Below are 25966 nucleotides of genomic sequence, written 5' to 3'. Positions count from 1 at the left end.
AATTTTATTCTGGCATTCTGCTTATGTTTTAAAAGTAAAACTATTCACACTGGATCGGCTTCGGAGCCGTAAGGATGTAAGAGAGGCAGGGCTTACGTCGTTTAGGTATAAAACCATCAGGTGGAAGAGTAACCGCGGCAAATTGGTCTTTTAATACCATTTATTATATATAAATTTTTACCTTGCGATGGCTGAACATTGAAACAACCATTCACAAGTTACTATAGTGATCCCATATGGATCTAAGCAAAAGAAGGCAGAGGATATTCCTCTGCCTTCGTCCAATTTCAAGAGCCCCCATTTTTTTATTGTTCAACAGCCCCTTTAGTATTAATATCTATTTTTACAGATACATTAACATCAGAATCAGCCAATGCTTGTCCCCAATTATTTTCTACCTTTTTATAATGGGTATATTGGTACGCACGGGCGTAAAGGCCAAGTCCGATAGGGTCAATATTCTTTTTTTGGATTTTTTTTATGAGGTCCTCGGTTTGTTTTTTTACCACTTTTTCAATCTTCTTAGTTAACTGTCCATTATTTAGCTTATCTTCTGGAAATAAACGTTCTACAATATTAATGGTCATTTTAATCTTAATATCAAAACGAAATTTATTCTGCTTATATCCCGATTTGATCTCCGTTTTTACTTTATTAACCGCAAAACTTATCACATTTTTATGGAAGATGTTTTTCTCTTTTTCATTTGGAAGAACGGGAATTGTCAAGGTGATTTCATGCCTCTTTTTATTCTGTAACATCAATAATAAAGAAGATTCAGGGACATTAAGAAATTGAGCATATTTCCCTTTATCATCAAGAAGAGATATTCCTGTCAGCTCGATATTTTTTTCTTTTTTCACTTCCGAAATAAAAGGGGTTGTACCCTTCTCGTATATCTCCCTATGCAGTTCTTGAAGTGTACCTTTTACCGCTCTCGTTCGGTCATAGTTCTTATCAATCAATGCTTTTAAATGTAAAGATAATTGTGGTTTCTCTTCTGGATTATGAAAAACAACTTCTTTAACAGGACCATCAACCGTCACTACTCTTGTACTCATGGAAAATGCAGGATTTCGATACACGGTATCTAATATTGGAAACCAATCACCATGCTGCAGGACACGTTTTCCTACTAGTAATACTTGAATCTTCCCAGCCGTTACCTCTCCTGTTGTCAAAGAGTCAAAAAGTCTTCTTGACTCTCGTATTGTTTTCGCCTTTACTTCATACGATTCAGTTCCTTTCTTTGCTCCTTCACTAAAAACTGGATTTATTTCATAAAAGACAAGGTTATTTTCATCATCAAGATCAATGCCAAGAATTAGGGCAAGTGTCAAATCCTCTAAAGGCGCTTTCTTGCCGCAGCTAGAAAGTAGAACGATAACGAAAATCAAAAGAGTCGCATAAAACCACCGTTTCATTTTATCGTCCTCCTTTTAAGGCGAGAATATATCAAGAGATATACCCATAAACAAAGTGGAAAAGCATATTCTAGTAATACACTAATGGGTTCTCCTAGATTTTGAAGCTGTCTGTTTCTCTCAAAGGACTGGGGTAGAAAAAAAACATAAACAAGGTTAAAAAGTAATAACCATATTACATATTTACTGTGATCTTGTTTACCAAATAATCGACTAGCAGAAAATACAGTCACAAAAAACATTGGAAGGACTGTCGTAGATATTACGAATATATACAAAGATAAAAAGACAATTTCCAACCGTTCCAAAAATTTGAATTCAACTATTTTTAACAAATTAATCGTCGGTTCATTATACTGGGTAATCTCATCTGGACTATAAAATGTAAAAGCAACGATCGTTACAACTAAAAATACAACCAGTGTAAGTGTATTGGCAATGAATATTCCAATAGAGGCTTTATGTTTTTGCTGCAAAAAAGGATAGAGAAAGAACGCAATCTCAAATCCCATAAAGGAGAAAATCGTTGTTTTTACTGCTGTTAGTATCGGAAGCCATCCCTCTTTCATAATAGGAAACAGGTGCAGCCAGTGAGCTTCTTTTAATGGATTTAAATAAAAGAAGAGCACCCATATCGTCAAAAAAAATACCAATTCAGCATACCTGCCTAATATCGTTATATTATTTCGGATAATTAGGTAGCTGGGAATGGATAAGAGCAATAGTATGATAAGCAGATTTGTTTGTGATAAGACCCAAAATTGGATAAATAACCCTTCTCTAACAAAAACAATAGAGCCTATAAAAGCGAAATACAAAATAAAGATAAAAGCTGCGATTTTCCCGCACCATTTTCCAAGATAATGGGTTATTAGATCAATAATGGTTCCATTAGGGTAATGCTTCATCACCTGTATAATGATTAAACTCGCTATTGTTGAAAATAACCAGCCAATAATGAGGGAGATCCATCCATCTGTTCCTGCTTTTTCAGCTAATTCACGCGGCAATGTTAAAAGACCGACTCCAACCTGCACACCGTGAATTAAAAAGATATATTGCATGAATGTAACTTGATTTTGTGTATATTTCATCAATGTTCGTCACCCTTTGGACGATTTGAATTTGCTTTTTTCCATTGAATAGCTCTTGTACTTTCAGGACGCTTTACAATAGACCACGCTGGAAAACGTATAAATAAATCCTTCCAATCCGGGAAGCGTAAAGGAGCTATCGGACTGCCATATGGTGTACCTAAAGACTCGAGTGAAATAAAATGAATAATTAATGTCATTAATCCAACTGTGATTCCCACAAACCCGAATAATGATGCTGCGACCATCATTGGAAATCGAAGCATACGAATAGCTGCACCCATATCATAATTCGGAATAATAAAAGAAGCGATAGCAGTCAATGCTACGACAATTACCATGATATTACTTACAATCCCTGCCTCTACAGCGGCTTGACCAATGACAATACCACCGACTATCCCAACGGTTTGACCAATTTTGGCTGGTAGACGTATACCCGCTTCCCGCAACATTTCTAAAGTGATTTCCATAACAATAGCTTCAATAAAAGGCGGAAATGGAACCCGTTCTCGAGACGCACCAATGGATAAAAGCAGCTTTAACGGGATTATCTCAAAATGAAAGGCAATAACAGCAATATAGGTTGCCGGTAAAAATATTGCCACAAAAAATCCAAAATATCTCATTAGCCTAATAAAGGAGGCAACCAACCACCTTGCTCCATAATCATCCATGCTCTTGAAGAAAATTTCAAATGTTGCTGGTCCAATTAAGACATTTGGAGAGCGATCTACTACTATTACAATTCTCCCCTGTAAAATTTCTCCAGAAGCGAAATCAGGACGTTCCGTTAAAAATAATTGTGGAAACGGAGAATAGGGGTTGTCCTCAATATACTCTGCTAAAGAAGCGGCATTTAAAATACTTTCGACTTCAAGTTTATTTATTCGGTCCAAAAGTTCCTTCAATACTTCAGGATTTACAACATCGGCTAAATACATAATCGTAAGCTTCAAATTCCCTCTAGCCCCAACAGTCATTTCCTTCATCTTTAATTCTCGGTTCTGGATATGCCGGCGGATCATAGCAATATTGCTACTTCCAGTTTCTGTGAACCCTACATGTTCACCTCTTAAGGAAGACTCAATGTTTGTATCTTCGATTCCTCTTTGTGGCCATCCCTGTGTATCATAGATGAATGCCTTATTCCGCTTATCAATAAACAAAACACTATTTCCTTGTAAAATTGCATTTTCAATATCCTGCCAAGTATCTTTTTCTTTTACCTGACCAAGTGATACTTGTACTTCAAAGTCTTGATCCTCCTGATTAGCTTCAAATATAAGCGGACTCAAAACATGATTATGAATGGTCTTTGTATCTGTAAGACCGCTTAAATAAACAAGAACCGCTGGGCACTTTGTTTGTTTTATGACAATTTTCTTTACAACCAAATCTGGAGTATCGCTAAAAATCTTCTGTATTTCTGCAACATTCTCTAATAATAGTGGACTTATACGTTCTTTTGCGGGATTATTGTGCTGTATTTTGAATGAACTTTGCTGAGCCTTTTTATTACGATATTTTCGAAAAAAAACCATAGAATAATCCCACCTATTTATGGAATATGATAGGTTAGTTTGTATCTTAACTTGGCAGGATATTCAACTAAGTTACATAGAGGTTCAGCTAGGTTCAAAGCAAAAGAAGGCAGAGGAGACCATCCTCTGCCTTTTTCCAGTTTAATGTTATTTGAACTTCAACATTTTACTTCCTCTAATTTTCCGTACGACTTGATTGATAACTTCAGAAAAAACAAGACCGAAGGCAATAGAACCTGATAGCATCGTCACTTTTGCACCTAAGGTCAGCGCTTCAAAGTAATCATCCTCAACAAAATTCCTCATCGTATCATATGCTAAACCGCCAGGAACTAATGGTATGATACCTGCAACACTAAAAATAATGACCGGTGTTTTATAAAATTTAGCTAACTCTTGACTGACGATTCCTACAAAAAGAGTAGCTCCAAGTGTTGCTAAAACCGCATCATCCGTATATTTTTCTGAAAGATAATAAATAATCCATCCACCCATCCCAACAAGTCCGCATTTAACTAATGTTTCCTTTGGTGCATTAAAAATGACCCCAAAAGCGGCAGTGGCAACGAAGCTGGTAATTAATTGCCCGATAATATCCACGTTATGCCTCCAATTACAAAAATGATAAAACAACGGCAATCCCTGATCCTATAGCAAAGGCTGTTAAGAGGGCTTCAGCACCTTTTGATAAACCTGACACCAAATGCCCTGCCATTAGGTCTCTTACTGCATTTGTAAGTAAAAGCCCTGGAACTAATGTCATAACCGAACCAATGATAATTTTATCTAATTGCTGACCTATTCCTGTACTTACAAAGATTACCGAAAGCAGCCCTATAATAAATGAAGCTAAAAATTCTGAGAAAAACTTAATAGGTATAAAGCGATGAAAATATAAAAACCCGAAATAACCTAATCCTCCCGTTATCATTGAAGGGATAAAATCTATCCATTCACCCATAAACATAAGCATAAAACAACCACTGGCAATGGAGGCTGCTGCAACCTGAACCATGAATGGAAAAGTTACATTAAGTTCTTCGAGCTCTTTTAATAAGGAATATGCCTCTTTAAGACTGACATCACCGCTGGTTATTTTTCGCGAAATACTATTGACCAAAGCCACCTTTTTCAAATCTGTAGAGCGGGTCATAATTCGAATTAATTTGGTTTTAGAAGGTTCTTCTCCCTCTGCAGAAAAAAAGATTCCTGTTGGCGTTACATAACTATGAGTATTTTTAATGCCAAAGGCTGCAGCAATCCGCATCATCGTATCCTCCACACGATAGGTTTCTCCGCCGCTTTGCAGCATGATTTTTCCCGCAAGCAGACAGACCTCCATTATTTCATATGTCCGTGATTTTTGGTTTTCCATCTCAATTTCACCACAACTATTCTTTCTTCCTATGATTTCCTAAGTTTAATCAAAACTACTCTCTTTATCAACAGATAAACGCCTTCACATTGGAAGGCGTCCTAGTAATTTATTTCTTATAATGCTCTTTTAACTTCTTCATCCATTCTTCTTCAAAAGCAGTAGATTGACCCCAGCCAGGAATAATATCAGCAAGGTTCACCATGTTAACCGGTTCGGTTGATTTTTGAAGGTCTTCTTGCGAGATTAATGACGCTTCAAGATCAAACGTTTGAGGAGTTTCTTCACCTGCTAATTTCTTCGCTAATAGTCTCATATTCACTGCACCAATTAGTTTTGGATCCACTGCAGCAGTATACTTCCAAGCACTGCCTTTTCTTTGGATTTCTTGTAAATCTGCATTTGAAACATCGATTCCATAAAGCTTAACTTCTTCTCTTCCCGCTTCCTTAAGTGCACGTGCAGCACCAATGGCAAAAGCGTCCCATGTTGCAAAAATCGCATCCAATTCACCTTTTGGATATTTGTTCAACATCGCCGCAACTGCATTCTGTGTTTGTACACTTGTATCGGCAGAAGCTACACCAAAACGCTCCACTTCCTTGATTCCTGGGTTCTTTTCTAAGACATCCTGGTAAACTTTATTTCTACGAACCATTGGCGGGAATCCATCCACCCATAAATAAGCTATATTCGCTTCACCATTTGCTTCTTTTACTAATTGGTCCAGTGCCAGCGTCGCCAGCGCTTCATCATCCTGTGATGTAAGCGTAACCCCATCCACTGTTGTTAGATTGGCATTCGAGTCAAATGCAACAACACTTTTTCCTGCATCTACGATTTTTTTAACATCATTAATAGTGGCGTCATCGTCACCATGGGAAATTATAAATCCATCATAATCTTGATTCAAAGCTTGATTAATGGCGTCATGAAATTTTGCTGTATCTCCATTGGCAGTAAACACATCTACCTTAAATCCCAGCGCTTCACCCTCTTGCTTGGAACCAGCTAGGAATTGAGCAGTATGGTCGTCACCGCCAATTTTTCGAATTACCTTTATTTTTGGCTGATCTCCTTTTGCGAAAACTTCTGGAACTCCCTCAATTTTTGTATTTCCAGTCGCCTGCTTTGTTTCTCCTCCAGAAGCACAGCCCGTAAGCAATAATGTCGCTGCAATCGCAGATACAAATGTGCTCTTTAAAAAATATTTTTTCATGATAAAAGCTCCCCTTTTTTGTTTTACGTGCATTCCTACCAACGTTGCTCCTTGGAGAGTTTTGTCAGAAAAGCGAAAGGCGCCTACCTATAGCTTGACAAAAACAAAAAACCTCTCCAGAAAAGAGAGGTTTCATCACAAAATAAGGACTACTCCTCTCTTATCTCTCAAAACAATTACTTGTTTTGCAGGATTTAGCACCAATTCCGAACGGAACGGTTGCTGGGCGTCATCGGGCCAGTCCCTCTGCCACTCTTGATAAGAGAACGTATTATTTACTTGATTAAAGTATTAAACTAAATTTAATCTTCTATTAACAATTTGTCAATAGTATTATCTAAAAATTTTTAATAGAGTAAAAAATTAGATTTTCTGCTGTATTTATCGGCAGGTCATACTAAAACTGCAAATAAGAAATCAGGAATTCCTGCTTTTTATTTGCTAATATTACTTTGGAGCTTAGAAAAATCCAAATCCTGATAATAACTATTTTTAACTAAAATGTTTGGACCAAGACAGGATACAACGGGACAATGACAACTCAATTCCTTAGAAATTGCAGAGGATTGCCAGTTTTCATACGCGTCGGTCAGCTTGGTATTTAGCACATTCCCTAATGGAGGTGTATCACCAAAATCCGTAACAATAATATCTCCATTAAAGATGTTAACATTGAGACGGGAACGGCCATCTGGATCATTTCTGACCGTTACATTTCGGCTTTTATAGAGTCTAGTTAAAAGCTCTAAATCCTCTTTTTTATGACTGCAAGCATAAAAAGGCAGTGTCCCGAAAAGCATCCATACGTTTTCATCACGAATATCTAAAAGATGATGAATAGCTTCCCTAATTTCATTGAGCGATAATGTCTCTAGATTACTAGCAAAATCACTTGGATACATAGGGTGAACTTCATGACGCTGGCAGAGCATTTCATCAACTATTTGGCGATGTATTTTTTCCAAATGCGGCAATGTTCGTTTATTTAGCATTGTTTCTGCTGATACCATTACACCTGCCTTCACTAATTCCCTGCTATTTTCTATCATTCTAGTAAAGTACTTTTCACGTTGTTTGTAATCAGGCTTGTTTGCCATCCTAGCAAATCCACCCTCAACAAAATCATCCACTGTACCCCAATTATGCGAGATATGTAGTACATCCAAATAAGGAATAATTAATTCGTAACGCGCTAAATCGAGTGTTAAATTGGAATTAATCTGAGTCCGTACACCGTGTTCATGAGCATATTTTAAAATTGGCACCACGTAATTTTTTATAGAAGACAGCGAAAGCATCGGCTCGCCGCCTGTAATACTTAATGATTGAAGAGTTGGAATTTCATTTAACCTATTCAAAAGCAATTCCAGTGGAATTGCTTCAGGATCTTTTGTTTGAAGGGTGTACCCTACTGCACAATGCTCACAGCGCATATTGCATAAGTTTGTCGTTGTGAATTCAATATTGGTCAGCTGCGGTTTACCGTATCGCTTTATATCATTATAGGCTTCCCACGGATCATATTCAGGGGTTATCTTTTTCAAATAGGACATAGCAAACTCCTTAAAATCAATATTAGAAAAACCACTTCATTATAGCTGATATATGGTGTTTATGGCTAATTTATGGCTTTTTTTAAAATTTATGTTTTTAAATGTTCTATTATTCTATACATGCATAAATCAATGTACTATGATTGAGACTAAAAAGATAGAATTTGTTATCTATGGATGGTGATTACAAAATGGAAATGCCACTCTTAAGCGAAGTCGAAAAACTGGCTTTAAAGAAGGTAAAAATCTTTAGACAAAGCCTGTTACGGTATATTTTAAGAGCTATGCTTGCAAGTATGTTTATCGGTTTTGGTGTAATTGTTGCTTTTAAGACTGGTAACTACTTTTATTTAGAACATTCCCCTTTTGCCTACCCAATGGCCGCTCTAACTTTCGGTTCAGCGATTATTTTAATTGCCTATGGCGGAGGAGATTTGTTTACTGGTAATACTTTTTATTACACCTATGCAGCACTAAGAAAGAAAATGGCTTGGTTAGAAGTAACTCAACTCTGGGTTAGCAGCTATATTGGAAATATTTTAGGAGCTGCAGTTTTCGCACTATTAATTTTTACAACGGGCCTTTATGAAGAATCATCGGTTAATGGCTTTTTATTGAGTGTTGTGGAAAAGAAAATGCACGTACCAACGATGGAATTGTTCTTTCGAGCTATTCTTTGTAACTGGCTCGTTTGTCTTGCCTTCTTTATACCAATGGGTCTAAAAGGCGACGGACCAAAAATGTTTTCAATGATCCTTTTTGTGTTCTGCTTTTTTATTTCCGGCTATGAGCACAGCATTGCCAATATGTGTACATTTGCCATTGCTCTAGTTCTCAACCATCCTGGAACGATCTCATGGGATGGGGTTATCCATAATCTAATACCAGTAACCATTGGCAACCTGATTGGCGGCGGTATTTTGATGGCTTGGATGTATCATTTTGTGAATAAGCCATTTTTGGACGATTACCAAGAATAATAACAGCCGTATGCTTTGCATACGGCCGTTTCTGTATCGACAAATTCCCGGGAAATATCAACAAATTAACACGGCAGACGACAAATAAAATGTGAATATTCTAAAAATATATCTATCTATTTTCTTTTACTTAAAAAATAAAGATAGCTTTTAATCATAAAATAACTTACCTCTTCCGGCAACTGTTCTTTAATTGGCTTTAAGCGATCTCTGCCTGCTTCTTCTACCGCATTTTCTAATAGATGAATGTATTTCGCGGGAATGAGCAGGTTGAAATCTACTTCCATTCCTTGTTGGGCGCACTGAATTAAATGGTTTTCAACTGTGCTCAGTGCGAGTTCACGTTTTGCCGCAATCTCCTCTAAGGATAAGTTTTGCTGGTGCAACTGAAACGTCTCTAAGTGAGAATCACCAACTGCCTTTTTTGACGGCTTTTTGGGAGCAGCTGCTACATTTCTCTCTGGCTTTCGATCAGGGTTTGCTTCGCAAAATACGCGAATGGCTTGGATAAAATCAAGTCCATATTTTTTTAACTTGTGTTCCCCAACACCGCTTACAGTTAGAAATTCTTCGTTTGTTGTTGGCAGTTTGGCACACATGTCTTTAAGCGCAGCATCTGAAAATATCACAAAAGGCGGCACATTTTCAGCTTCAGCTATTGCTCTCCTTACCTCGCGTAACGCCTCGAATAATGGGTCATCTTTTGAAATTTCTCTAACTTTAACTGTTTCTCTACGTTGAACTTGTACATTTCCAAGCAAGACTTCTTTCCCTTTAGGAGACACATATAAGGTTGGGAATTGTCCTTGTTCAATCGCAATTAATTCTTGTGAGATTAAGAACTCAATAAAATCACTGACTTCTTTCGAATTTTTTTCCTTCATGATTCCATAAGTGGTTAGCTTATCAAAGCCCATTTCGGTAACTTTTTTATTTTTTGAACCGGTTAATACTTGAGCTATAAGTGTTTTGCCAAATCGCTGCCCCATCCGGATGAGACAAGACATGACCATTTGTGCTTCCTTCGTTACGTCAATACTTGAGCGGGAATCAAGGCAATTGCCGCATCGCCCGCATGACTCTGTTTCTGTTTCACCAAAATATTTTAAAATAAACTCTTGTAAACAGTTTTCTGTATGACAATAATCAACCATCTGCTGCAGCTTTTCTAGTTCCGCATGAATGCGAGAGCGGTCGCTGGATTGATCAATTAAGAAACGCTGAACCTGCACATCCTGGGAGGAGTATAAAAGTATACATTCACTATCTAGTCCATCTCTTCCCGCACGGCCCGCTTCCTGATAGTAGCTCTCCATATTTTTCGGAAGTTGGAAATGGAGGACATAGCGAATATTGGACTTATCAATTCCCATCCCAAAAGCTGATGTTGCAACCATAACAGAGGCTTCATCTTTCAAAAATCTGTCCTGCTCACGTATGCGCTCGGCGTCCCCCATTCCTGCATGATACCGGGCGACATTGATATTTTCTTTTTTGAGTCTTTCATAAAGCTGGTCAACGTTTTTCCGGGTGGCCGCATAAATGATGCCGGCTTCTTTTTCATTCTTTTTTAAGTAATCTTTTATATAGCGAAGCCTGTCTTGACCTTTAATCACAGCAAACGTAAGATTCTCTCGTTCGAATCCAGTAATGATAGAATTTTCTTCATCAATATCGAGTGTTTCACAGATATCTTCTCGGACCCTTGGTGTTGCGGTTGCAGTCAGCGCCAATACATTTGGCTTTTGTGGAAGACTATCGACCATTTGCTGGATATGGCGGTAGCTGGGGCGAAAATCATGTCCCCATTGGGAGATACAATGGGCTTCATCGACTGCTACCAATGGAATATCCATTTGTTTAAGATCTTCAATAAATTCACGTGATTCTAATCTCTCGGGGGCTATATAAAGGAGCTTGTACATTCCTTGTTTGGCTTCCCATATTCGTTCATTTGCTTCGTTGTAACTTAGTGAACTATTGATAAAAGCTGCAGGAATTCCTACCTGTACGAGGGCATCGACTTGATCCTTCATAAGTGAGATTAACGGGGATATTACAATCGTGGTACCTGGTAAAACAAGTGCAGGGATTTGATAACAAATCGATTTTCCACCGCCAGTTGGCATAACACAAATCGTATTTTCACCGGCTAAAACGGATTGGATCGCACGCTCCTGCCCATTTCGAAAGGATGAATATCCAAAATGAGATTCTAATAATCGTTGAGCTTTTTCAAATAACAAAACGTCTCCCCCTTCTACTATTTAGTCTTCTATTATTATACCTCTTTTTATGTGTGTCCGAGAGGTATTTCGGCTATCCGCCAGTATTTTCTTGCTATGCGCCAGTGTTTTTCGCCATCCGCCAGTAAAACATTAAGAAACTGGCCGCTGAGCCATGCTCAACGACCTTCCCTTCATCACCCCTGTGTAAACAGCTCTTCTAACTGCTTCCGCAATACAAATTTTTGGATCTTCCCACTCGCGTTTCGCGGCAGCGCTTCACAAAATACATATTTACGCGGGCGTTTGTAGTTCGCGAGACTATCACTGTTTTTACAATAGTCTTCTAGAGCCTGCTCAGTTAGCTGAGGGTCCTTTTTTACTACAAAAGCAGTAACTGTTTCACCCCAGCGGTCATCCGGCTGGCCGACAATTGCGACATCTAATACACCCTCATGTGCATGTAAAATATCCTCTACCTCACGTGGATAAATATTTTCCCCGCCGCTGATGATCATGTCATCAACCCGGTCATTGACATAGAGGAAGCCCTCTTCGTCTAGATAACCGATGTCGCCTGAATGATACCAGCCTTTATACATCGACTTTTCTGTTGCTTCTTCTCGATTAAAGTAACCAATCATCATGCAAGGACCTTTGACAATAATTTCCCCTGTTTCTCCTACAGGAACGATATCATCCGGATCAGACGAGCCATCCTCTCTCGTACGAACGACACGAATATCGTGGTTAATCGCAGCCTGCCCTGCTGATCCTGCTTTTCTTAGCTGATCTTTCTCCGAAAGGAAGGTAATCGCTGGTCCCATTTCGGTCATTCCATAAGCTTGAACCAACCCAATTCCAAAACGATCATGGAGCGCATGAACGAGCGAAGGTGCCATAGGTGCGGCGCCGTACAATCCAAGTTTAAGACTTTCAGTATTATACTGACTTAAATCTTCTTGCAGCAGCATGTTCCACATGGTTGGCGCTGCAAAGAATTTCGTAATCTTCTCTTGCCCTATTAACTGAAGAATAAGTTTTGGATTGAACTGGTGGAGAATGACGTTTCTGGCCCCCACATGAATCCTCGGCAAAAAGGCGCAATGCAGTTCCGCACAATGAAACATTGGTGCGGTCACAAGACCTACATCTTCTGCTTCTAGCTTTTGGGAGGCAATACAGAGAACACTTTGGTCCACCATATTTCGATGACTATGCATCACGCCTTTTGGTCTGCCGGTGGTCCCGCTCGTATAAATAAACGCATAGATGTCATTTTCATTTACTTCAGCTTGAATGTCTTCGTTTGAAGCAGCAGCTAATTTTTCCTGATAGCTTGCTGCATAGGCTGGTGCTTCCTCGTCTATAAACCAAAAGGAAGTTGAATTAAAACGATTTTCAATCGCCAAAATGACAGGTTCCAATGCCTTTTCAAAAAGAACCACCTTAGGCGACGCATCTGAAATAATAAAAGCGACCTCTTCAGGCGTTAAGCGAAAGTTAATGGGGTTAAAGATCGCCCCAAGCTTGGCACAGGCAAAGAAAGCCGTCCCTAATTCCTCCGTATTAAACATGAATGTGGAAACTCGGTCGCCTTTTTTTACACCCTCTTTCACCAATGCATTTGCAAGCCTGTTTACCTGCTCGCTCCATTCTTTATACGTATAGCGAACATTTTTCCTAACATCATAAATAGCTTCCTTATTCGGATATCTTTTTACCGTTAAGTCAAAAATTTGTCCAATAGTAGTTGTCATCGAATCTCCCCCAATTATAATCCTAGGTTTTTTGCAATAATAGTTTTCATGATTTCATTCGTACCAGCGTAGATACTTGAAACCTGAATATCTCGAAATCTTCTTGCAATCTCGTATTCTTCCATATATCCATAGCCGCCATGAAGCTGCAGGGATTCTCCTGCAATTTTCTTAGCAGTATCCGTCAGCTTCCATTTCGCCATTGATACCTTTGTCACAACATTTTGACCATCTATATGTTCAGATATTAACTGGTCTAAGAACGCCCTTCCCATCTCCACCTCTGTTGCCATTTCAGCAATTTTAAACTGAGTATTTTGGAATTGACTGACAGGCTTTCCAAAGGCTTCACGACTCTTTACATATTCAATGGTTCCTTGGAGCATGACTTCTGAAGCTGTTTGTGCTGCAATCGCTACAACAAGACGTTCCTGCTGGAGTTTATCCATCATATAGAGAAACCCTTTACCCTCTTCTCCAAGTAGATTCTGCTTGGGTACTCTGCAGTCTTCAAAAATCAACTCGGCGGTATCTTGACTATGAAGTCCGACTTTATTCAGCTTTCTGCCCCGTGAAAAACCAGGTGTATCCCTTTCAACTAAGAGCAAGCTCACCCCTTTATGCTTTGGTACTGCATTAGTGTCCGTTTTACAAGCCACGAGGATTAGATCAGATTGAATTCCATTTGTAATAAAAGTTTTCTGTCCATTCAGTATAAAGTGCTCACCCTCAAGCTTTGCAGTGGTTTTAATATTGGCAAGATCAGAACCAGTGCCAGGTTCAGTCATAGCAATAGCAGTAATCAGTTCTCCAGTAACACAACGAGGGAGCCAGCGTTGTTTTTGCTCCACTGAGGCAAATGAATTGATATAAGGCACAACAATATCATTATGCAGACCTATCCCTACTAGACCTGAACCCACTCTTTCTAACTCTTCATTTATAACAACAGAGAACCCCCAGTCGACACCGCTGCCGCCATATTGCTCATCTAAATCTGGACAAAGGAAACCTTGCTCTCCCATCTTTCTCCATAAGGAACGTGGAATCATTCTCTCCTCTTCCCATTTCTCATAATGAGGTACAGCCTCTTTCTCCAAAAACTTTCTTAATGACTTGCGGAATATTTCATGATCTTCCGTTAAATAGGGGTGTAGTTTCATTGTGATTGCCTCGCTTTCTACTTATAACCAATCCTAAGCTTTTACTTATGGAGGATAAATCGTATTGAGCTGGAACACCAAAGAAGTGAGTAATTTAAATTCTTGAATGGTTTGAAGTGTTTTGACAGGTTGAAAGTCACAATGGAAGATGAGTGTGGCCCTAGAGCAACACTGAAATTAGGAAAAGATTAACTGTGATGGGTAGATGAATGGTGCTGCGTGAAGGTTGCGCTCATGTGGACGCAATCCCATATTAATAGTTACCTATATTCCAATCCTATTGTAACAAATGTAACGAATATTTAGAATATTTTACTATAAAAAATATTTATATTAAAAAAGGTCAGCCCCTCTTTTACTAGAGGTCCTGACCTTTTGTTTATGAGACAATTCGTTCCTTTGGAGTACCTCTTTTTTTTCTAACTTCTAACATAGTTAATATGATAGCAATAATTAAAAATAGACTGCTTATTCGGAAGAGATTTGCAGTATCAGTGAATAAAGCTATTGCACCGAAAATCAACCCACTTAAGCCAATTCCTAAATCAATCGCGGAAAAGAACATTCCATTCGCTACACCTCTTCGATTTTCGGGTGTCATAGATAAGGTCCAGGATTGTAAGATAGGCAAGGCACAGCCAAATCCAATTCCAAACAGTCCACCAGCTACAGCTAGTAAGAAATTAGTTTGGGCAAACGAAAGGACCCATAACCCAATAAAGGTAGCCAAAATACAGAAATAGACCATGGCAATCGGGCCTTTTTCATCAAACCACTTTCCCGCGAATGGTCTTGCCGCGGTCGCGACAATTGCATTGAGAATATAGAATAAGATGATTTGGTCTATTCCTCTTTCTTCCCCGAAGATGACGATGAAAGTTGAGACTGAGCCATAACCAAGACAAATAATGAAGGTAATAAAAGCAGGATACCAGCTCGATTTTTCCACTAAAGAACCTAGGTAGGAGAACTTAAGGTCCTGCTTTTTTGTATTAACAACCACTTCAGGTGTCCGGTAGTTTACAAGCGTGAGCATTACTACCGAGATAAATCCTAAAACACTTGAAATAACTATAAGATTAGTAAATGAAGTAACGTTATATAAGAAGATTCCTAAACTTGGGGCAATGATATACCCAATTGTATTTGATAACCCAAAATAGCCCATGCCTTCACCAAGCCTAGAAAATGGAATGACATCAACTGCCGCTGTACCATTCACGGTTGTTGACCAACCCCAAGCAAGGCCATGCACAAATCGAATAAGAAGGAAAATCATGACAATTCTAGAGATTGGATATAGAATTGTTATAACTAAAAGAATGACTGCTCCAATTAATACCAGAGGTTTTCTATGTTTGTATTCAAGCATATACCCGATAAACGGTCTAATTAGCACAGCACCGACCGAAAACAAGGCAGTAACCAAGCCAATTTCCAGTCCACTTGCACCTATCGATTTAATATAGGGCGGTAAAGTTGGAATAAGCATTTGGAAGGACATAAACACAAAAAGATTTCCAACCATCAGCATAATAAATGATTTTGTCCACAAACGTTCTTTCAAAGAAACACCCCTATCTATCTTCCTGTAGAAAAATCGCGGAAAAATTTAACTTATTTCGCATCACTAAATAATAGCATAGAAGCCTAGTAAAAACATCTCTTTTTCTCTATGTTTCTTGTACAATTCTTATCCTTTTTCAGTCAATTCAGGTATCATAAATAGTAACGGAAATCAGATGGAAGAAAAGGATTTTTCTAAAGGCCATTAGCAGAGGAGCACTATTATGCAGCATGTCACTATTGAGAAAACGAAGAGAAAGAAAAGGGTACTTCTATCTTTTAAAATGCTAGCGGCAACTATTGTCATTTTCCTGTTAGTCATTAATTTATTTTCGGTCAAACCAATCAAACAGAAAAGTTTTTTTAATCATAATCGACCATTAGTGATTGCCCACCAAGGCGGTGAATTGTTGGCACCTTCTAATACAATGGCGGCATTTGAGAATGCTGCTAACATGGGAGTGGATGTTCTTGAAACGGATATACATATTACAAAGGACGGTCATTTAGTTACCATCCACGACCCTAATGTTAACCGTACAACCAATGGAAAAGGTAAGGTGGCAGACCTTACTTTAGCAGAACTTCAAGCACTTGATGCGGGTTATCATTTCAAAGACTTAGATGGCAACTATAGTTTCCGTGATAAAGGTGTCTATATCCCAACGGTGGAAGAGATGTTCCAAACATTCGATGACATGAAAATAGAAATAGAAATTAAAGATGATAACCCTCCAGAAAGAATAGAGGAAATGGCTTCGAAATTATGGGAACTTATTGAAAAATACCAAATGGAAGAAAAAGTTATAATTGCTTCATTCGACCAAAAGATTCTCCAAACATTTGAAAAGTATGCAAAAGGCCGTGTCGCCATTACAGCTGGAAGACAAGAGGTTAAAAGCTTTGTTGTCTTTCATAAATTCTTTTTACGCAATCTTTATGTACCAAAAGTAGATGCTTTCCAAATCCCTGTGGAGGACAGCGGCTTTGATTTAACAGATCAGAAGTTAATTGACGGGGCACACCGTCTTGGAATGGAAATCCATTACTGGACGATTGATGACCAAAAGACGATGGAAACACTTATCGACGCAGGTGCTGACGGAATATTAACAAATCGACCAGACCTATTACTCAAATTGCTCGAAGAAAAAGGGCTGTAAATGATTGGGCTGCACCATTTTCAACTTGCAGCCTTTTTCTTTAGAAGATGGCCTAAAAGAGTTTTGAATTAATAGAATTATCATGTTATAATTCACCAAAAATAGGAAATAAAGGGGTAATTGTTTTGGAGTTTATAAATATTAGTATATTAGCCATCATTCTAGCCGTCATAGCCAATATGGTGATTGGAGCACTCTGGTATTCTCCTATTCTTTTTTCGAATATTTGGGTGAAAGCACTAGGTAAGAAAATGGAGGATATCGATCCAAAAGGGGCTTATGTAGGTTACGGCTTAACCACACTCGGGGGAATTTTTACTGCCGTTATTCTTTCCCTTTTTATTCAGTTATTAGATACGGTAACGATTTTGGATGGAGCTTTATTCGGATTCCTGATTGGTTTAATTGCCGCCTTCCGAGAATTGTCCCCAACATTCTTTGAGAGTCGGAATTATACTTTATTCTTTATTAGTGCTGGCTATCATGTAGTGGCTTTAACGATTATGGGGATTATTATTGCTGCATTTGTTTAATAGGAAAGGGTGCCTCACATATGAGGCACCCTTTATTAATTAATATAACGTGTGTACACCCTTCCCTGCTATTGTTGCCCATTCAAATTGACGCAGTCTAACTTCAAATAGTGTTAACGGATCGCGGAACATTTCCGGGTTCGTATTCATTTTTTTCAAGATATCCTGATTTGTCGATATTTGAGAAAGTGATTCTTCAATGGCTTCATTAAGTGTTTTCAATGGCTGTTTAAAGAACAACGTTATATCTCTTTCCAGTGATTTCTCAAATAGCTCAAACTGTTGGAAAAAGCGTTCAATAACAATCTCAGTTGGTTCAGAGTAGCTATCATTTTTCACAAAAGCTTTATATTTATTATAAAGCATTGCTTTATTTTGAGATAATGCTCCAAAAAGCTTCCCTGCACTTTTTAATAATAATTGTGATGGTGTGTTGCGAAGTAAGATATTTACCTTTTCTAATTGGAGTCGGCTCGTCATTCTATCCGTATCCCGACGCCAATCATCAAGTACTTTAAAATCACATTCTGTCTTAATTCGCTCTTCGCCATATAAGCTATTTAATCCTTCCGTCATCTCATCTAAAAATTCCTGTCCTTGCACAAATTCCTCTTTACTACTGTTAATCCATTCTTGAAGTGCCGTATAATACTTCGGCATTACGTCCCGCTCTAGGTAATCTTGTATTCGATTATTCATCACATCATTTAGCTCGATATGAATCGTACTTAGGTTACTGTCTTCATTAATGAACTCTGAGCATTCCTGAAGAATTTTCGGTACTTCGATAGAAATTTCATTTTGGATGGTTTCCTTTATGGAACGATATGACCTTGTGATGACTTTTGTTTTTTGCGCCTCAGCGTCCTTTAATTGATTAAGAGCCCCATTTAGCTTCATTACTACCTCTTCATTCCAGCGAACCGACTCAATTAATTGATTCTCAACATCAATTCTCTTTTGTAACAGCCTGGAAATAGTAGTCCTTATGAAGAATAAAAGCTTCGCCAAGCGCTTATCTGCTATGTTTCTTGTATCTTTGATTGATTTGATAAAGCCTTTTAATTCGACTAATTGCTGTCCTCTTTCGTACTGGGAGGAGTAGGCGAATACCTGTGCCTCAGGAAAAAAAGACTGAATCTTAGACGTTGTTTCATCAAAAATCCTCATTGCTTCCTGTTCATTAACAATCGTATCCATCTTATTTAAGAGAAAATGGACAGGAATATCCGGTGCAAGCTCATTGATTTCTGAAAGAACCGCTTTCTCTATCTCCGTAAACGGAGCATTTGCATCTAATACAAATAATAATGTATCCGCCATTTGAACATTTTGGAGTATTTCATAGCGATCTTGGCGGCTGCCTTTTAATCCTGGCGTTTCAATTAATGCTAACTTTTGCTCATACAAGAATGGAAATGGCTGTTGAAATTCGATAATCGACTCAAGTGCATTCCTGCGTCGATCCATCCGCTCTTGGAAATGTGTAAAATCCGCTAGGGCAACTGTTTCTTGATCGGTTATTTCATATATATTTAAGTCGTCAAAGTCTTTAAACATTACAAGAGAAGAAGTTGGGCCATCCTGGATTTCTTCACCTAAGACTGAATTTACGAAAGCAGACTTTCCACTTCCGCTCAGGCCTGTAATGAATAGGTGATGGGTCTCAAAATCATTTAATTGTTTGACCATCCATTTTAAGTGGTTATTCTCTCCCATATCATTTGCTTTTGCCCAACTAATAATCGCCTCAAATAGACTTAAACTCTCTTCTAACTCGTCAATATTACTATCTGTTTCACTAATAAGAGTTTCAGCTTCACTAACAATGGACATGCTTATACTTGCTGGGAAGAGCTCGTTCCATGACAATACCGACGCTGAAACTAGGACAGTATGCTTCGGAACAGATAACCGCAGCCAATTTGTTAAAAGGTCAGGTACTAGATCTTCAAGCGTTTTAATAAAAAAGTCGCTATTTATTAAACCAAAATAAGTTTGATAATGTAACTCTGAAAGGGATTCAAAGTTACTGTTTCGGCTAACTTCGAGATTTAATAGCAGATGATTTACCTCTTTGAGCCAAGTGAAATATGACTCTTCATCTCGGTAACTTTTCCATAGGGAAGATGTAAGCTCTTCAAACATTCTCTGATCTATGCTGCACAATTCAAATATAGCTTGTGTGAAGTAATTCGGATGTAACCTTTTCGTAAGATCTTTTTTCACATAAGAATTTACGATTTCAAACCACTCAATTGAACCTGTTCGCTTCGCTTCGTTTACTGCCAATTCAATGGCATTATCCCAATCCTGCTGATCCTCAAAATAGGAACGTGCGATATCGGTCACATTTGGGTAATCTGGGTTTGAATCAATCGTTTTTTTGATTATCTCAACTGCTTCGTCACGCTTCTCCCGATCAATGTAGAGTGAAAAAAGCTGCAGTGCAACCTCTGTCTTTAATGTGAGATTATTCGTTTCAATTGAAAGATAAAGATCCTCTGCGTTTGAGAGAAGACCTGATTCATAGTAGGCATCCGCAATATTTTTCTTAGCCCATAATTCAAGTTCACCAGCAATGTTTTCCCATTTAAAAATGGCTGCTTCAAAGTCCCGATTATGAAAATAAATTTCACCTTGTGCGAAACGAATAGATGTTAAATTAGGCAGGTCTTTTTGAAGCTCTTCCTGATATGCTTCGCCTAATACCCGGATTGGCTGCACGTCTTCATGTTCATTTATGTACATTTGATAATATGACTTTTTTACTAATTGACTTTCCACTGTCATGACTTACCCTCCTATACCACCACTTCTATGTCATTCATATGGAAAAGAGGCAGAAATATTCCTCTATACAATACGAACTGCGTACTCATTTTTAGTCCCAATTATATCGATTCTACCAAACGAATTTTTAATTCAGATTTCAATTATATTTCAATTTGGCTACAATACAGGTAATAAAAAAATCGGGAGGCACCTGCCTTCCGATGTTATAATACCTTACTCAAAAAGGCTTTGGTTCGAGATTCCTTTGGATAATCAAATAATTCATTTGGGGTATTTTCTTCAACAATGAGCCCGCCATCCATAAATATCACTCGGTCCCCTACTTCTTTTGCAAACCCCATTTCATGAGTGACAACAACCATGGTCATGCCCTCTTTGGCAAGCTGCTTCATAACCTCCAAAACCTCTCCGACCATTTCAGGGTCAAGAGCAGAGGTTGGTTCATCAAACAGCATGATTTTCGGCTCCATTGCAAGCGCCCTGGCAATCGCAACACGCTGCTTTTGTCCGCCGGACAAGGAATCAGGATACGCCTCAGCTTTATCCTCTAATCCTACTTTTCTTAAAAGCTCTAAACCTTTTTTTCGTGCCTGCTCAGCAGAAATATTTCTAACCTTCATAGGAGCGAGCATGATGTTTTCAATGACCTTTTTATGCGGGAATAGATTAAACTGCTGAAAAACCATCCCCACTTCGGTCCTTACTTTATTAATATCAGTCTTTTTGTCGGTAATATCGGTTCCTTCTATATAGACATGTCCATCCGTAATGGTTTCTAAAAGATTTATACAGCGCAGGAATGTAGATTTACCTGAACCAGATGGACCGATTACGACTACCACCTCTTGCGGCTTTACGGTTACATTAATATCCTTTAGGACAACATTCATTCCAAATGATTTTTTTAAATTTTTCACTTTAATCATTCTGTTGCCAACTTCCTTTCAAGACGACTTAATAAGTAGCTTAGCGAAAGCGTTAATACAAGGTAAATAAGTGCGGCCGTAATATATGGCTCCCATACGCGGAAATATTGGCCTTGCATGGCTTGTCCCCAATACATGAGCTCTGGAGCTGCAACGATTGAAGCAAGCGACGATTCTTTAATTAAAACAATAAATTCATTACCTAAAGGTGGAATCATTCGTTTTGACGCTTGTGGGAGAATAACATAACGCATAGCTTGTACATGTGTCATACCGAGTGAACGGGCCGCTTCCATTTGCCCCCTATCAATAGATTGTATTCCTGCACGAAAGATTTCAGCAATGTATGCTGCAGAATTTAATGATAGCGTTACAATAGTTGCGGCAATCGCATTCGTTCCGCCAGTAAACAGTGGTACTACCGCAAAATGAATTAACATAATCTGTACCAGCATTGGTGTGCCACGGAAAATCGTGATATAAATGCCAAACGGCAAGGATAAGTATTTATTTTTCATCATTTTCCCTAAACCGATAAACAATCCAAGGATTGTCCCTAATAAAATACCAGCTAACGATAATCCAATTGTAAGCAGCGTCCCCTTTAGAAAAAAGGGTGCGTATTCTGCTAAAATATCCCACTGAATACCCATAAAACTCCTCCTATGCATACGTTGACCCTCTGTTAAATTATGTAAGACTAGGGTTAAAACCAAAAATTGCGTAACTTCTAGTTTTCAAGAGTTACGCAATTTTATGATTATTGTTGGTCTTTTAGTATTTGAACGTCTGGATCTACCTTAAACCATTCGTTGTAGATTTTTGCATATGTGCCGTTATCGAAAACTTCGTTTAGCGCTTTATCAAAATCAGCCTTTAACTTGCTTCCCTTTGGAAACATTAAACCATAGAACTCTTGAGCAAAAGCATCAACATCTTCAATCACGACAAATTTATCATTCGGATTATTTTTTACATATTCTTCAATAACCGTGTTATCCGCAACAACTGCATCTGCGCCTTTATTCTTAAGTTCTAAAATGGCCAAGTTATTATTTTTAAATTTTTTAATTTGGCTGCTGTTTTTACCAAGCAGTCCTTCAACCGCTTCCTGCCCTGTAGTTGCGTTTTGAACTGCAACGGTTTTATCTTTCAAATCTTCGGCACTCTTAATATCGCTTCCTTCTGGAACCAGAATCATATTAGTAGATAAGAAGTATGGTACCGAAAAGTCATACGTTTTCTTTCTATCCTCATTAATCGTAATAGACGAGATACCAATATCAGCAATTTTTTTCTCTAATTCTACAAATAATGGATCCCAGCCTGTGTGGGCAATATCAATTTCGTATCCTGCTTCTTTCGCAACCGCTTTAATTAAATCAATATCAAACCCAACAATTTCACCCTTATCCTGATACTCAAATGGGGCATAGGCTGCGTCGGTTACAACACGGAGAGTTTTCTTTTCTTCACTAGAATCCGAGCCGTTCCCACTTGTTTCACTCGAGCCGCAAGCAGTTAGAATGAACATAAAAACCATGACCATAAACGTGACTACATATTTTGCCTTCTTCATTTTTGACCCCCCAAATATTTTTTTAATAAACCAATCTTTTAAACATTTAAAATTTTTAGAATATAAGTGATTATAACTTTTTTTGTTGACTTATTCAATATTTTATTAGCGATACTTTAATCGTTTACTATTTTAATTCGCTAAAAAAGTAATATAAAAATAGTATTAAAAGGATAATTGCCTCGCTCCATTTATTTTTCATTATCGGCCATGCATATTTCTAGGCACCTGCCCACACTCTCCGCAGATGACTACATAATCTATATGGTATTAATTTAAAAAAGGGAGAGTTGCCCAATGTATCCATATGGCTATTATCAAGCACCACCAACACAAAATGACTACAATCAATATGAACAGTATGATCCGTATGCTCAACAACAACAGTATGACCCTTATGATCCTGATAGACAGCCACAACAGCTGGAGCGAAGAGTCACTCGTCTAGAAAGAGAAAATGAGCGGCAGGAAAGAGAAATTAATCAACTTCAACGTGATGTAAACCAACTTCAGCGCCGCTTGCAGCGTGTTAATCAACGCCTGCGTCAAGTGGAAAGACGTTTTAACTTCCCATTCACACCATTCGATGGAGATTATTAAAAGGTATGTAAGAACCAGGAGTTAACGCCTGGTTCTTTTGATTTTGTAAGATTTCCTCTTCAAAATCAAAAATCTTGTCAGTGTTTCTGACACAATCCCTGACAAATTCAAATTATTTCGTTAACTTTTAGAATACATACTTTTTAGTGAAGGGGAGATTGGCGATGTATAGAACGAATGATATTAAATTAGCTGAAAAGATTTTACAGCTGGATAAACGAAGGGATGAATTGTATGAAGAGCTTATGAAAAAACTTGGCTCCCGTGCACATGAACTGATTCGCGCACTTCAAAATCGATAAAACGAGGAGGGAAGCTGCAATGACAAATCAATTGCGTAAAGGAGTCGAAACACTTAAACTATTTTACATTAATAGATTAATTGAATCTGGTCTTTATAACGCTTCTGACGATGATCTGTATTCCCTCACATTAAGTGAACTGCAAATTATTTTTAAAAAGACTTTCCCCCAAAAAAATACACTAAACACCGAAAGTACGTAGTATCAATATCCAATCAATGTTAGGAAAATTAACATAGATTATGGTATAACTAATCACATAAGAGCGTGGTGAGATCAAAATTGGCAAATGATTCGTCATATAAAGATAAAAAGGTAATTACGATTGGAATTGTTCGGGACCTAACGGGTCTTTCAGAACGGCAAATACGTTACTATGAGGAACGAAAATTAATTTTCCCCGAAAGATCGTCAGGCGGGAGCAGAAAATATTCCTTTGCAGATGTTGAGTTATTGGTGGAAATTGCAAACAAGATTGAAGACGGTGTTCAAACTCATGAAATTAGAAAAGAAATGCTTCGAGCTCAGAAAAAGCAAAATCAGAATGAGGTTACAAGAAAGATGATTCAAGGACAATTGAATGCACAGTTTGGTTTACGGAAAGGTCCATCTTCTTAAAAAAGAGGATGGATTTTTTTGGTTAGGCTGTGTAATAGTGCCTGCGATTTCCCCTCTCCGCTCTAATATGGCATGAATAACTCCCTTATATTAGTTAGGTTTTCAAAAAGCGTGTTAGGAAACCTTACACAATTGTAGAATCCACTTTGAATCCATGTAAAAATACAAATACACCGAATGTTAAGATAATTGACATGTACTTAAGGGGGAGAAATGATGGATACTTTATTCTTAATGAACAGTTTATGGGTAATGATTTCAGCAGTACTTGTTATACTCATGATTGGAGGCTTCATTCTACTAGAAACCGGATCAACCAGAATGAAGAATGCTGGACATATCGCAGGGAAAACCATACTTACATTTGGTATTGGGTCTGTTGTGTTTTGGGCAGTTGGTTATGGTTTAATTTTCGGTTCAGGAAACGCACTGATCGGTTTTTCAGACTTTTTCTACTCAGGATATGATATTGAAGGTTTATCACTTTCCGGAGCTGTTTTCTTTTTATTCCAATTAGCTTTTGCTGGAATTTCCTTAACAATCGCATTTGGAGGTTTTGCTGAAAGAGCAAAACTTGGAGCATATCTTGTATTTGCAGTATTATTCTCAGTAATCGTTTATCCGCCGATTGCTCACTGGATCTGGGGTGGCGGCTGGTTAGCAGACCATGGGAAACAAGATTTCGCAGGCTCAACTGTTGTTCACTTAACAGGCGCGATGGCAGCATTTGCAGCCACATTAATCCTAAAGCCTCGTATCGGAAAATATAATAAAGATGGGTCAGCAAATAATCTTGCAGGGCACAACCAAGTATTTACTGCCCTAAGTGTATTGCTTTTATGGGTTGGGTGGTTTGGATTTAACGCTGGAAGTACAGTTTCTGTTGACGGCGCCTTCTTTGGTTTCGTAGCAGTTAACACAAACCTTGCTGCAGGTGCAGGTGTGATTGCAGCAATGATTATCTCTTGGATTGTAATGGGCAAAGCAGATGTCCCAATGATGTTGAATGGTGCCTTAGCTGGACTAGTTGCTATCACAGCCTCCTGTGCATTTGTTGATACATGGGCTGCAGTCCTAATCGGTTTCATTGCAGGATTCCTAGTATTTTATAGCATTCGATTTTTTGAAAGCAAAGGTATTGATGATCCAATCGCAGCGTTGTCGGTACACGGGACTGCAGGTATTTGGGGAACCTTATCTACAGGATTGTTTGCAACACCGGAATTAGCAACAGTCGGTGAGCCGGGATTATTTTACGGAGGCGGTTTACATCAACTTGGAGTTCAGGCGTTAGGAGTTATAAGCAGCGGTGCTTTTGCTTTTATCGTCTCCTTTATCCTTTTAACTATCATGAAAGCCTTTATGAACGGGTTGCGTGTTACAGAAGAAGAAGAAATTATTGGCCTTGACATGAGTGAGCACGGAAGCTATGGTTACCCTGAAATAGTAAAGACAGATAAAGTAATTATGAATCCAGATTCAAAGCTTAATGCTTAATTGACAGTCTCCATCCCCTTTCAAGGGGATGGAGTATATTTCTGAAAAG

General features: G+C 38.3%; 23 protein-coding genes and 1 riboswitch. Of the genes, 8 read left to right on the top strand and 15 right to left on the bottom strand.

The genetic code is table 11. The features are described from left to right. Nucleotides 1-305: 305 nt before the first annotated feature. From QNH29_RS05080 to yfkAB, 7 genes are all read right to left on the bottom strand, one after another. Nucleotides 306-1424: a Ger(x)C family spore germination protein gene (locus QNH29_RS05080; RefSeq protein WP_283863758.1), complete on the bottom strand. Its 1119-nt coding sequence runs from the start codon at nucleotides 1422-1424 to the stop codon at nucleotides 306-308. Further along, nucleotides 1421-2518, bottom strand: a complete 1098-nt coding sequence (locus QNH29_RS05075; RefSeq protein WP_283865537.1) for a GerAB/ArcD/ProY family transporter — start codon at nucleotides 2516-2518, stop codon at nucleotides 1421-1423. Before QNH29_RS05075 ends, QNH29_RS05080 begins: the two co-directional genes overlap by 4 nt. Then, nucleotides 2518-4062: a spore germination protein gene (locus QNH29_RS05070; RefSeq protein ID WP_283863757.1), complete on the bottom strand. Its 1545-nt coding sequence runs from the start codon at nucleotides 4060-4062 to the stop codon at nucleotides 2518-2520. The genes QNH29_RS05075 and QNH29_RS05070 overlap by 1 nt, the downstream gene beginning before the upstream one ends. Before the next feature lie 147 nt (nucleotides 4063-4209). Then, nucleotides 4210-4662 (bottom strand): threonine/serine exporter family protein, encoded by a 453-nt coding sequence (locus tag QNH29_RS05065; protein WP_283863756.1) that lies wholly within the window; start codon nucleotides 4660-4662, stop codon nucleotides 4210-4212. Between the two features lie 13 nt (nucleotides 4663-4675). Beyond that, nucleotides 4676-5437 carry a threonine/serine exporter family protein gene (locus QNH29_RS05060; protein ID WP_283863755.1) on the bottom strand — a complete coding sequence of 254 codons (762 nt, stop codon included), beginning with the start codon at nucleotides 5435-5437 and terminating at the stop codon, nucleotides 4676-4678. A 109-nt stretch (nucleotides 5438-5546) separates the two neighbouring features. After that, nucleotides 5547-6656: a sugar ABC transporter substrate-binding protein gene (locus tag QNH29_RS05055; protein ID WP_283863754.1), complete on the bottom strand. Its 1110-nt coding sequence runs from the start codon at nucleotides 6654-6656 to the stop codon at nucleotides 5547-5549. A gap of 157 nt (nucleotides 6657-6813) precedes the next feature. Then, nucleotides 6814-6921, bottom strand: a riboswitch (SAM riboswitch). Between the two features lie 169 nt (nucleotides 6922-7090). After that, nucleotides 7091-8209 (bottom strand): radical SAM/CxCxxxxC motif protein YfkAB, encoded by a 1119-nt coding sequence (gene yfkAB, locus QNH29_RS05050; protein WP_283863753.1) that lies wholly within the window; start codon nucleotides 8207-8209, stop codon nucleotides 7091-7093. Nucleotides 8210-8400: 191 nt separating this feature from the next. Between yfkAB and QNH29_RS05045 the strand changes: the two genes are divergently transcribed. Further along, nucleotides 8401-9189, top strand: coding sequence for a formate/nitrite transporter family protein (locus tag QNH29_RS05045; protein ID WP_283863752.1), 789 nt, complete (start codon nucleotides 8401-8403; stop codon nucleotides 9187-9189). Nucleotides 9190-9305: 116 nt separating this feature from the next. On the opposite strand, the gene recQ is transcribed toward QNH29_RS05045, so the two are convergent. From recQ to QNH29_RS05025, 4 genes are all read right to left on the bottom strand, one after another. Continuing rightward, on the bottom strand, nucleotides 9306-11435 hold the full coding sequence (gene recQ, locus QNH29_RS05040) for a DNA helicase RecQ (protein ID WP_283863751.1): 2130 nt from the start codon (nucleotides 11433-11435) through the stop codon (nucleotides 9306-9308). 176 nt (nucleotides 11436-11611) lie between these two features. Next, nucleotides 11612-13174, bottom strand: coding sequence for a fatty acid--CoA ligase (locus QNH29_RS05035; RefSeq protein ID WP_283863750.1), 1563 nt, complete (start codon nucleotides 13172-13174; stop codon nucleotides 11612-11614). 14 nt (nucleotides 13175-13188) lie between these two features. After that, nucleotides 13189-14337, bottom strand: a complete 1149-nt coding sequence (locus QNH29_RS05030; protein ID WP_283863749.1) for an acyl-CoA dehydrogenase family protein — start codon at nucleotides 14335-14337, stop codon at nucleotides 13189-13191. A gap of 379 nt (nucleotides 14338-14716) precedes the next feature. Further along, the gene (locus QNH29_RS05025) at nucleotides 14717-15904 is read right to left on the bottom strand and encodes an MFS transporter (RefSeq protein ID WP_283863748.1); all 1188 of its coding nucleotides are present in this window, start codon (nucleotides 15902-15904) and stop codon (nucleotides 14717-14719) included. 223 nt (nucleotides 15905-16127) lie between these two features. On the opposite strand from QNH29_RS05025, the gene QNH29_RS05020 reads away from it, so the two are divergent. After that, entirely contained in the window at nucleotides 16128-17066 is a 939-nt protein-coding gene (locus QNH29_RS05020) for a glycerophosphodiester phosphodiesterase family protein (RefSeq protein WP_283863747.1), read from the top strand. Between the two features lie 125 nt (nucleotides 17067-17191). After that, nucleotides 17192-17599, top strand: coding sequence for a DUF1761 domain-containing protein (locus tag QNH29_RS05015; protein WP_283863746.1), 408 nt, complete (start codon nucleotides 17192-17194; stop codon nucleotides 17597-17599). 39 nt (nucleotides 17600-17638) lie between these two features. Here the strand turns inward: QNH29_RS05015 and QNH29_RS05010 are convergent, their stop codons facing one another. From QNH29_RS05010 to QNH29_RS04995, 4 genes are all read right to left on the bottom strand, one after another. Continuing rightward, complete coding sequence (locus QNH29_RS05010; RefSeq protein ID WP_283863745.1) at nucleotides 17639-20392, bottom strand: P-loop NTPase family protein; 2754 nt, start codon at nucleotides 20390-20392, stop codon at nucleotides 17639-17641. 206 nt (nucleotides 20393-20598) lie between these two features. Continuing rightward, nucleotides 20599-21321, bottom strand: a complete 723-nt coding sequence (locus tag QNH29_RS05005; RefSeq protein WP_283863744.1) for an amino acid ABC transporter ATP-binding protein — start codon at nucleotides 21319-21321, stop codon at nucleotides 20599-20601. Next, nucleotides 21318-21974, bottom strand: a complete 657-nt coding sequence (locus QNH29_RS05000; protein WP_283863743.1) for an amino acid ABC transporter permease — start codon at nucleotides 21972-21974, stop codon at nucleotides 21318-21320. The genes QNH29_RS05005 and QNH29_RS05000 overlap by 4 nt, the downstream gene beginning before the upstream one ends. A 107-nt stretch (nucleotides 21975-22081) precedes the next feature. Continuing rightward, the gene (locus tag QNH29_RS04995; protein ID WP_283863742.1) at nucleotides 22082-22900 is read right to left on the bottom strand and encodes a basic amino acid ABC transporter substrate-binding protein; all 819 of its coding nucleotides are present in this window, start codon (nucleotides 22898-22900) and stop codon (nucleotides 22082-22084) included. A 297-nt stretch (nucleotides 22901-23197) separates the two neighbouring features. Here QNH29_RS04995 and QNH29_RS04990 point away from each other — a divergent pair, with 297 nt between their 5' ends. The 5 genes from QNH29_RS04990 (at nucleotide 23198) to QNH29_RS04970 (ending at nucleotide 25917) form a co-directional block, all read left to right on the top strand. Continuing rightward, nucleotides 23198-23500 (top strand): hypothetical protein, encoded by a 303-nt coding sequence (locus tag QNH29_RS04990; RefSeq protein WP_283863741.1) that lies wholly within the window; start codon nucleotides 23198-23200, stop codon nucleotides 23498-23500. Between the two features lie 164 nt (nucleotides 23501-23664). After that, a complete protein-coding gene (locus tag QNH29_RS04985) occupies nucleotides 23665-23802 on the top strand; it encodes a hypothetical protein (protein WP_283863740.1) in 138 nt (45 codons plus the stop codon). A 19-nt stretch (nucleotides 23803-23821) separates the two neighbouring features. Then, nucleotides 23822-24004: a Fur-regulated basic protein FbpA gene (locus QNH29_RS04980; RefSeq protein ID WP_283863739.1), complete on the top strand. Its 183-nt coding sequence runs from the start codon at nucleotides 23822-23824 to the stop codon at nucleotides 24002-24004. 80 nt (nucleotides 24005-24084) lie between these two features. Further along, nucleotides 24085-24420: a MerR family transcriptional regulator gene (locus QNH29_RS04975; RefSeq protein WP_283863738.1), complete on the top strand. Its 336-nt coding sequence runs from the start codon at nucleotides 24085-24087 to the stop codon at nucleotides 24418-24420. A gap of 216 nt (nucleotides 24421-24636) precedes the next feature. Further along, nucleotides 24637-25917 carry an ammonium transporter gene (locus tag QNH29_RS04970; protein ID WP_283865536.1) on the top strand — a complete coding sequence of 427 codons (1281 nt, stop codon included), beginning with the start codon at nucleotides 24637-24639 and terminating at the stop codon, nucleotides 25915-25917. Nucleotides 25918-25966 lie beyond the last annotated feature (49 nt).

Source organism: Neobacillus sp. DY30, assembly GCF_030123065.1.
Classification (GTDB): domain Bacteria; phylum Bacillota; class Bacilli; order Bacillales; family Cytobacillaceae; genus Neobacillus.
This window is presented reverse-complemented; position numbering and strand designations above follow the sequence as displayed.

Excerpts from the sequence above, each read along its gene's own strand:
- QNH29_RS05080 (WP_283863758.1), bottom strand. The coding sequence starts at position 1,424 with ATGAAACGGTGGTTTTATGCGACTCTTTTGATTTTCGTTATCGTTCTA.
- QNH29_RS05075 (WP_283865537.1), bottom strand. The coding sequence starts at position 2,518 with ATGAAATATACACAAAATCAAGTTACATTCATGCAATATATCTTTTTA.
- QNH29_RS05070 (WP_283863757.1), bottom strand. The coding sequence starts at position 4,062 with ATGGTTTTTTTTCGAAAATATCGTAATAAAAAGGCTCAGCAAAGTTCA.
- QNH29_RS05060 (WP_283863755.1), bottom strand. The coding sequence starts at position 5,437 with ATGGAAAACCAAAAATCACGGACATATGAAATAATGGAGGTCTGTCTG.
- QNH29_RS05055 (WP_283863754.1), bottom strand. The coding sequence starts at position 6,656 with ATGAAAAAATATTTTTTAAAGAGCACATTTGTATCTGCGATTGCAGCG.
- yfkAB (WP_283863753.1), bottom strand. The coding sequence starts at position 8,209 with ATGTCCTATTTGAAAAAGATAACCCCTGAATATGATCCGTGGGAAGCC.
- QNH29_RS05045 (WP_283863752.1), top strand. The coding sequence starts at position 8,401 with ATGGAAATGCCACTCTTAAGCGAAGTCGAAAAACTGGCTTTAAAGAAG.
- QNH29_RS05035 (WP_283863750.1), bottom strand. The coding sequence starts at position 13,174 with ATGACAACTACTATTGGACAAATTTTTGACTTAACGGTAAAAAGATAT.
- QNH29_RS05030 (WP_283863749.1), bottom strand. The coding sequence starts at position 14,337 with ATGAAACTACACCCCTATTTAACGGAAGATCATGAAATATTCCGCAAG.
- QNH29_RS05020 (WP_283863747.1), top strand. The coding sequence starts at position 16,128 with ATGCAGCATGTCACTATTGAGAAAACGAAGAGAAAGAAAAGGGTACTT.
- QNH29_RS05010 (WP_283863745.1), bottom strand. The coding sequence starts at position 20,392 with ATGACAGTGGAAAGTCAATTAGTAAAAAAGTCATATTATCAAATGTAC.
- QNH29_RS05005 (WP_283863744.1), bottom strand. The coding sequence starts at position 21,321 with ATGATTAAAGTGAAAAATTTAAAAAAATCATTTGGAATGAATGTTGTC.
- QNH29_RS05000 (WP_283863743.1), bottom strand. The coding sequence starts at position 21,974 with ATGGGTATTCAGTGGGATATTTTAGCAGAATACGCACCCTTTTTTCTA.
- QNH29_RS04995 (WP_283863742.1), bottom strand. The coding sequence starts at position 22,900 with ATGAAGAAGGCAAAATATGTAGTCACGTTTATGGTCATGGTTTTTATG.
- QNH29_RS04990 (WP_283863741.1), top strand. The coding sequence starts at position 23,198 with ATGTATCCATATGGCTATTATCAAGCACCACCAACACAAAATGACTAC.
- QNH29_RS04985 (WP_283863740.1), top strand. The coding sequence starts at position 23,665 with ATGTATAGAACGAATGATATTAAATTAGCTGAAAAGATTTTACAGCTG.
- QNH29_RS04980 (WP_283863739.1), top strand. The coding sequence starts at position 23,822 with ATGACAAATCAATTGCGTAAAGGAGTCGAAACACTTAAACTATTTTAC.
- QNH29_RS04970 (WP_283865536.1), top strand. The coding sequence starts at position 24,637 with ATGGATACTTTATTCTTAATGAACAGTTTATGGGTAATGATTTCAGCA.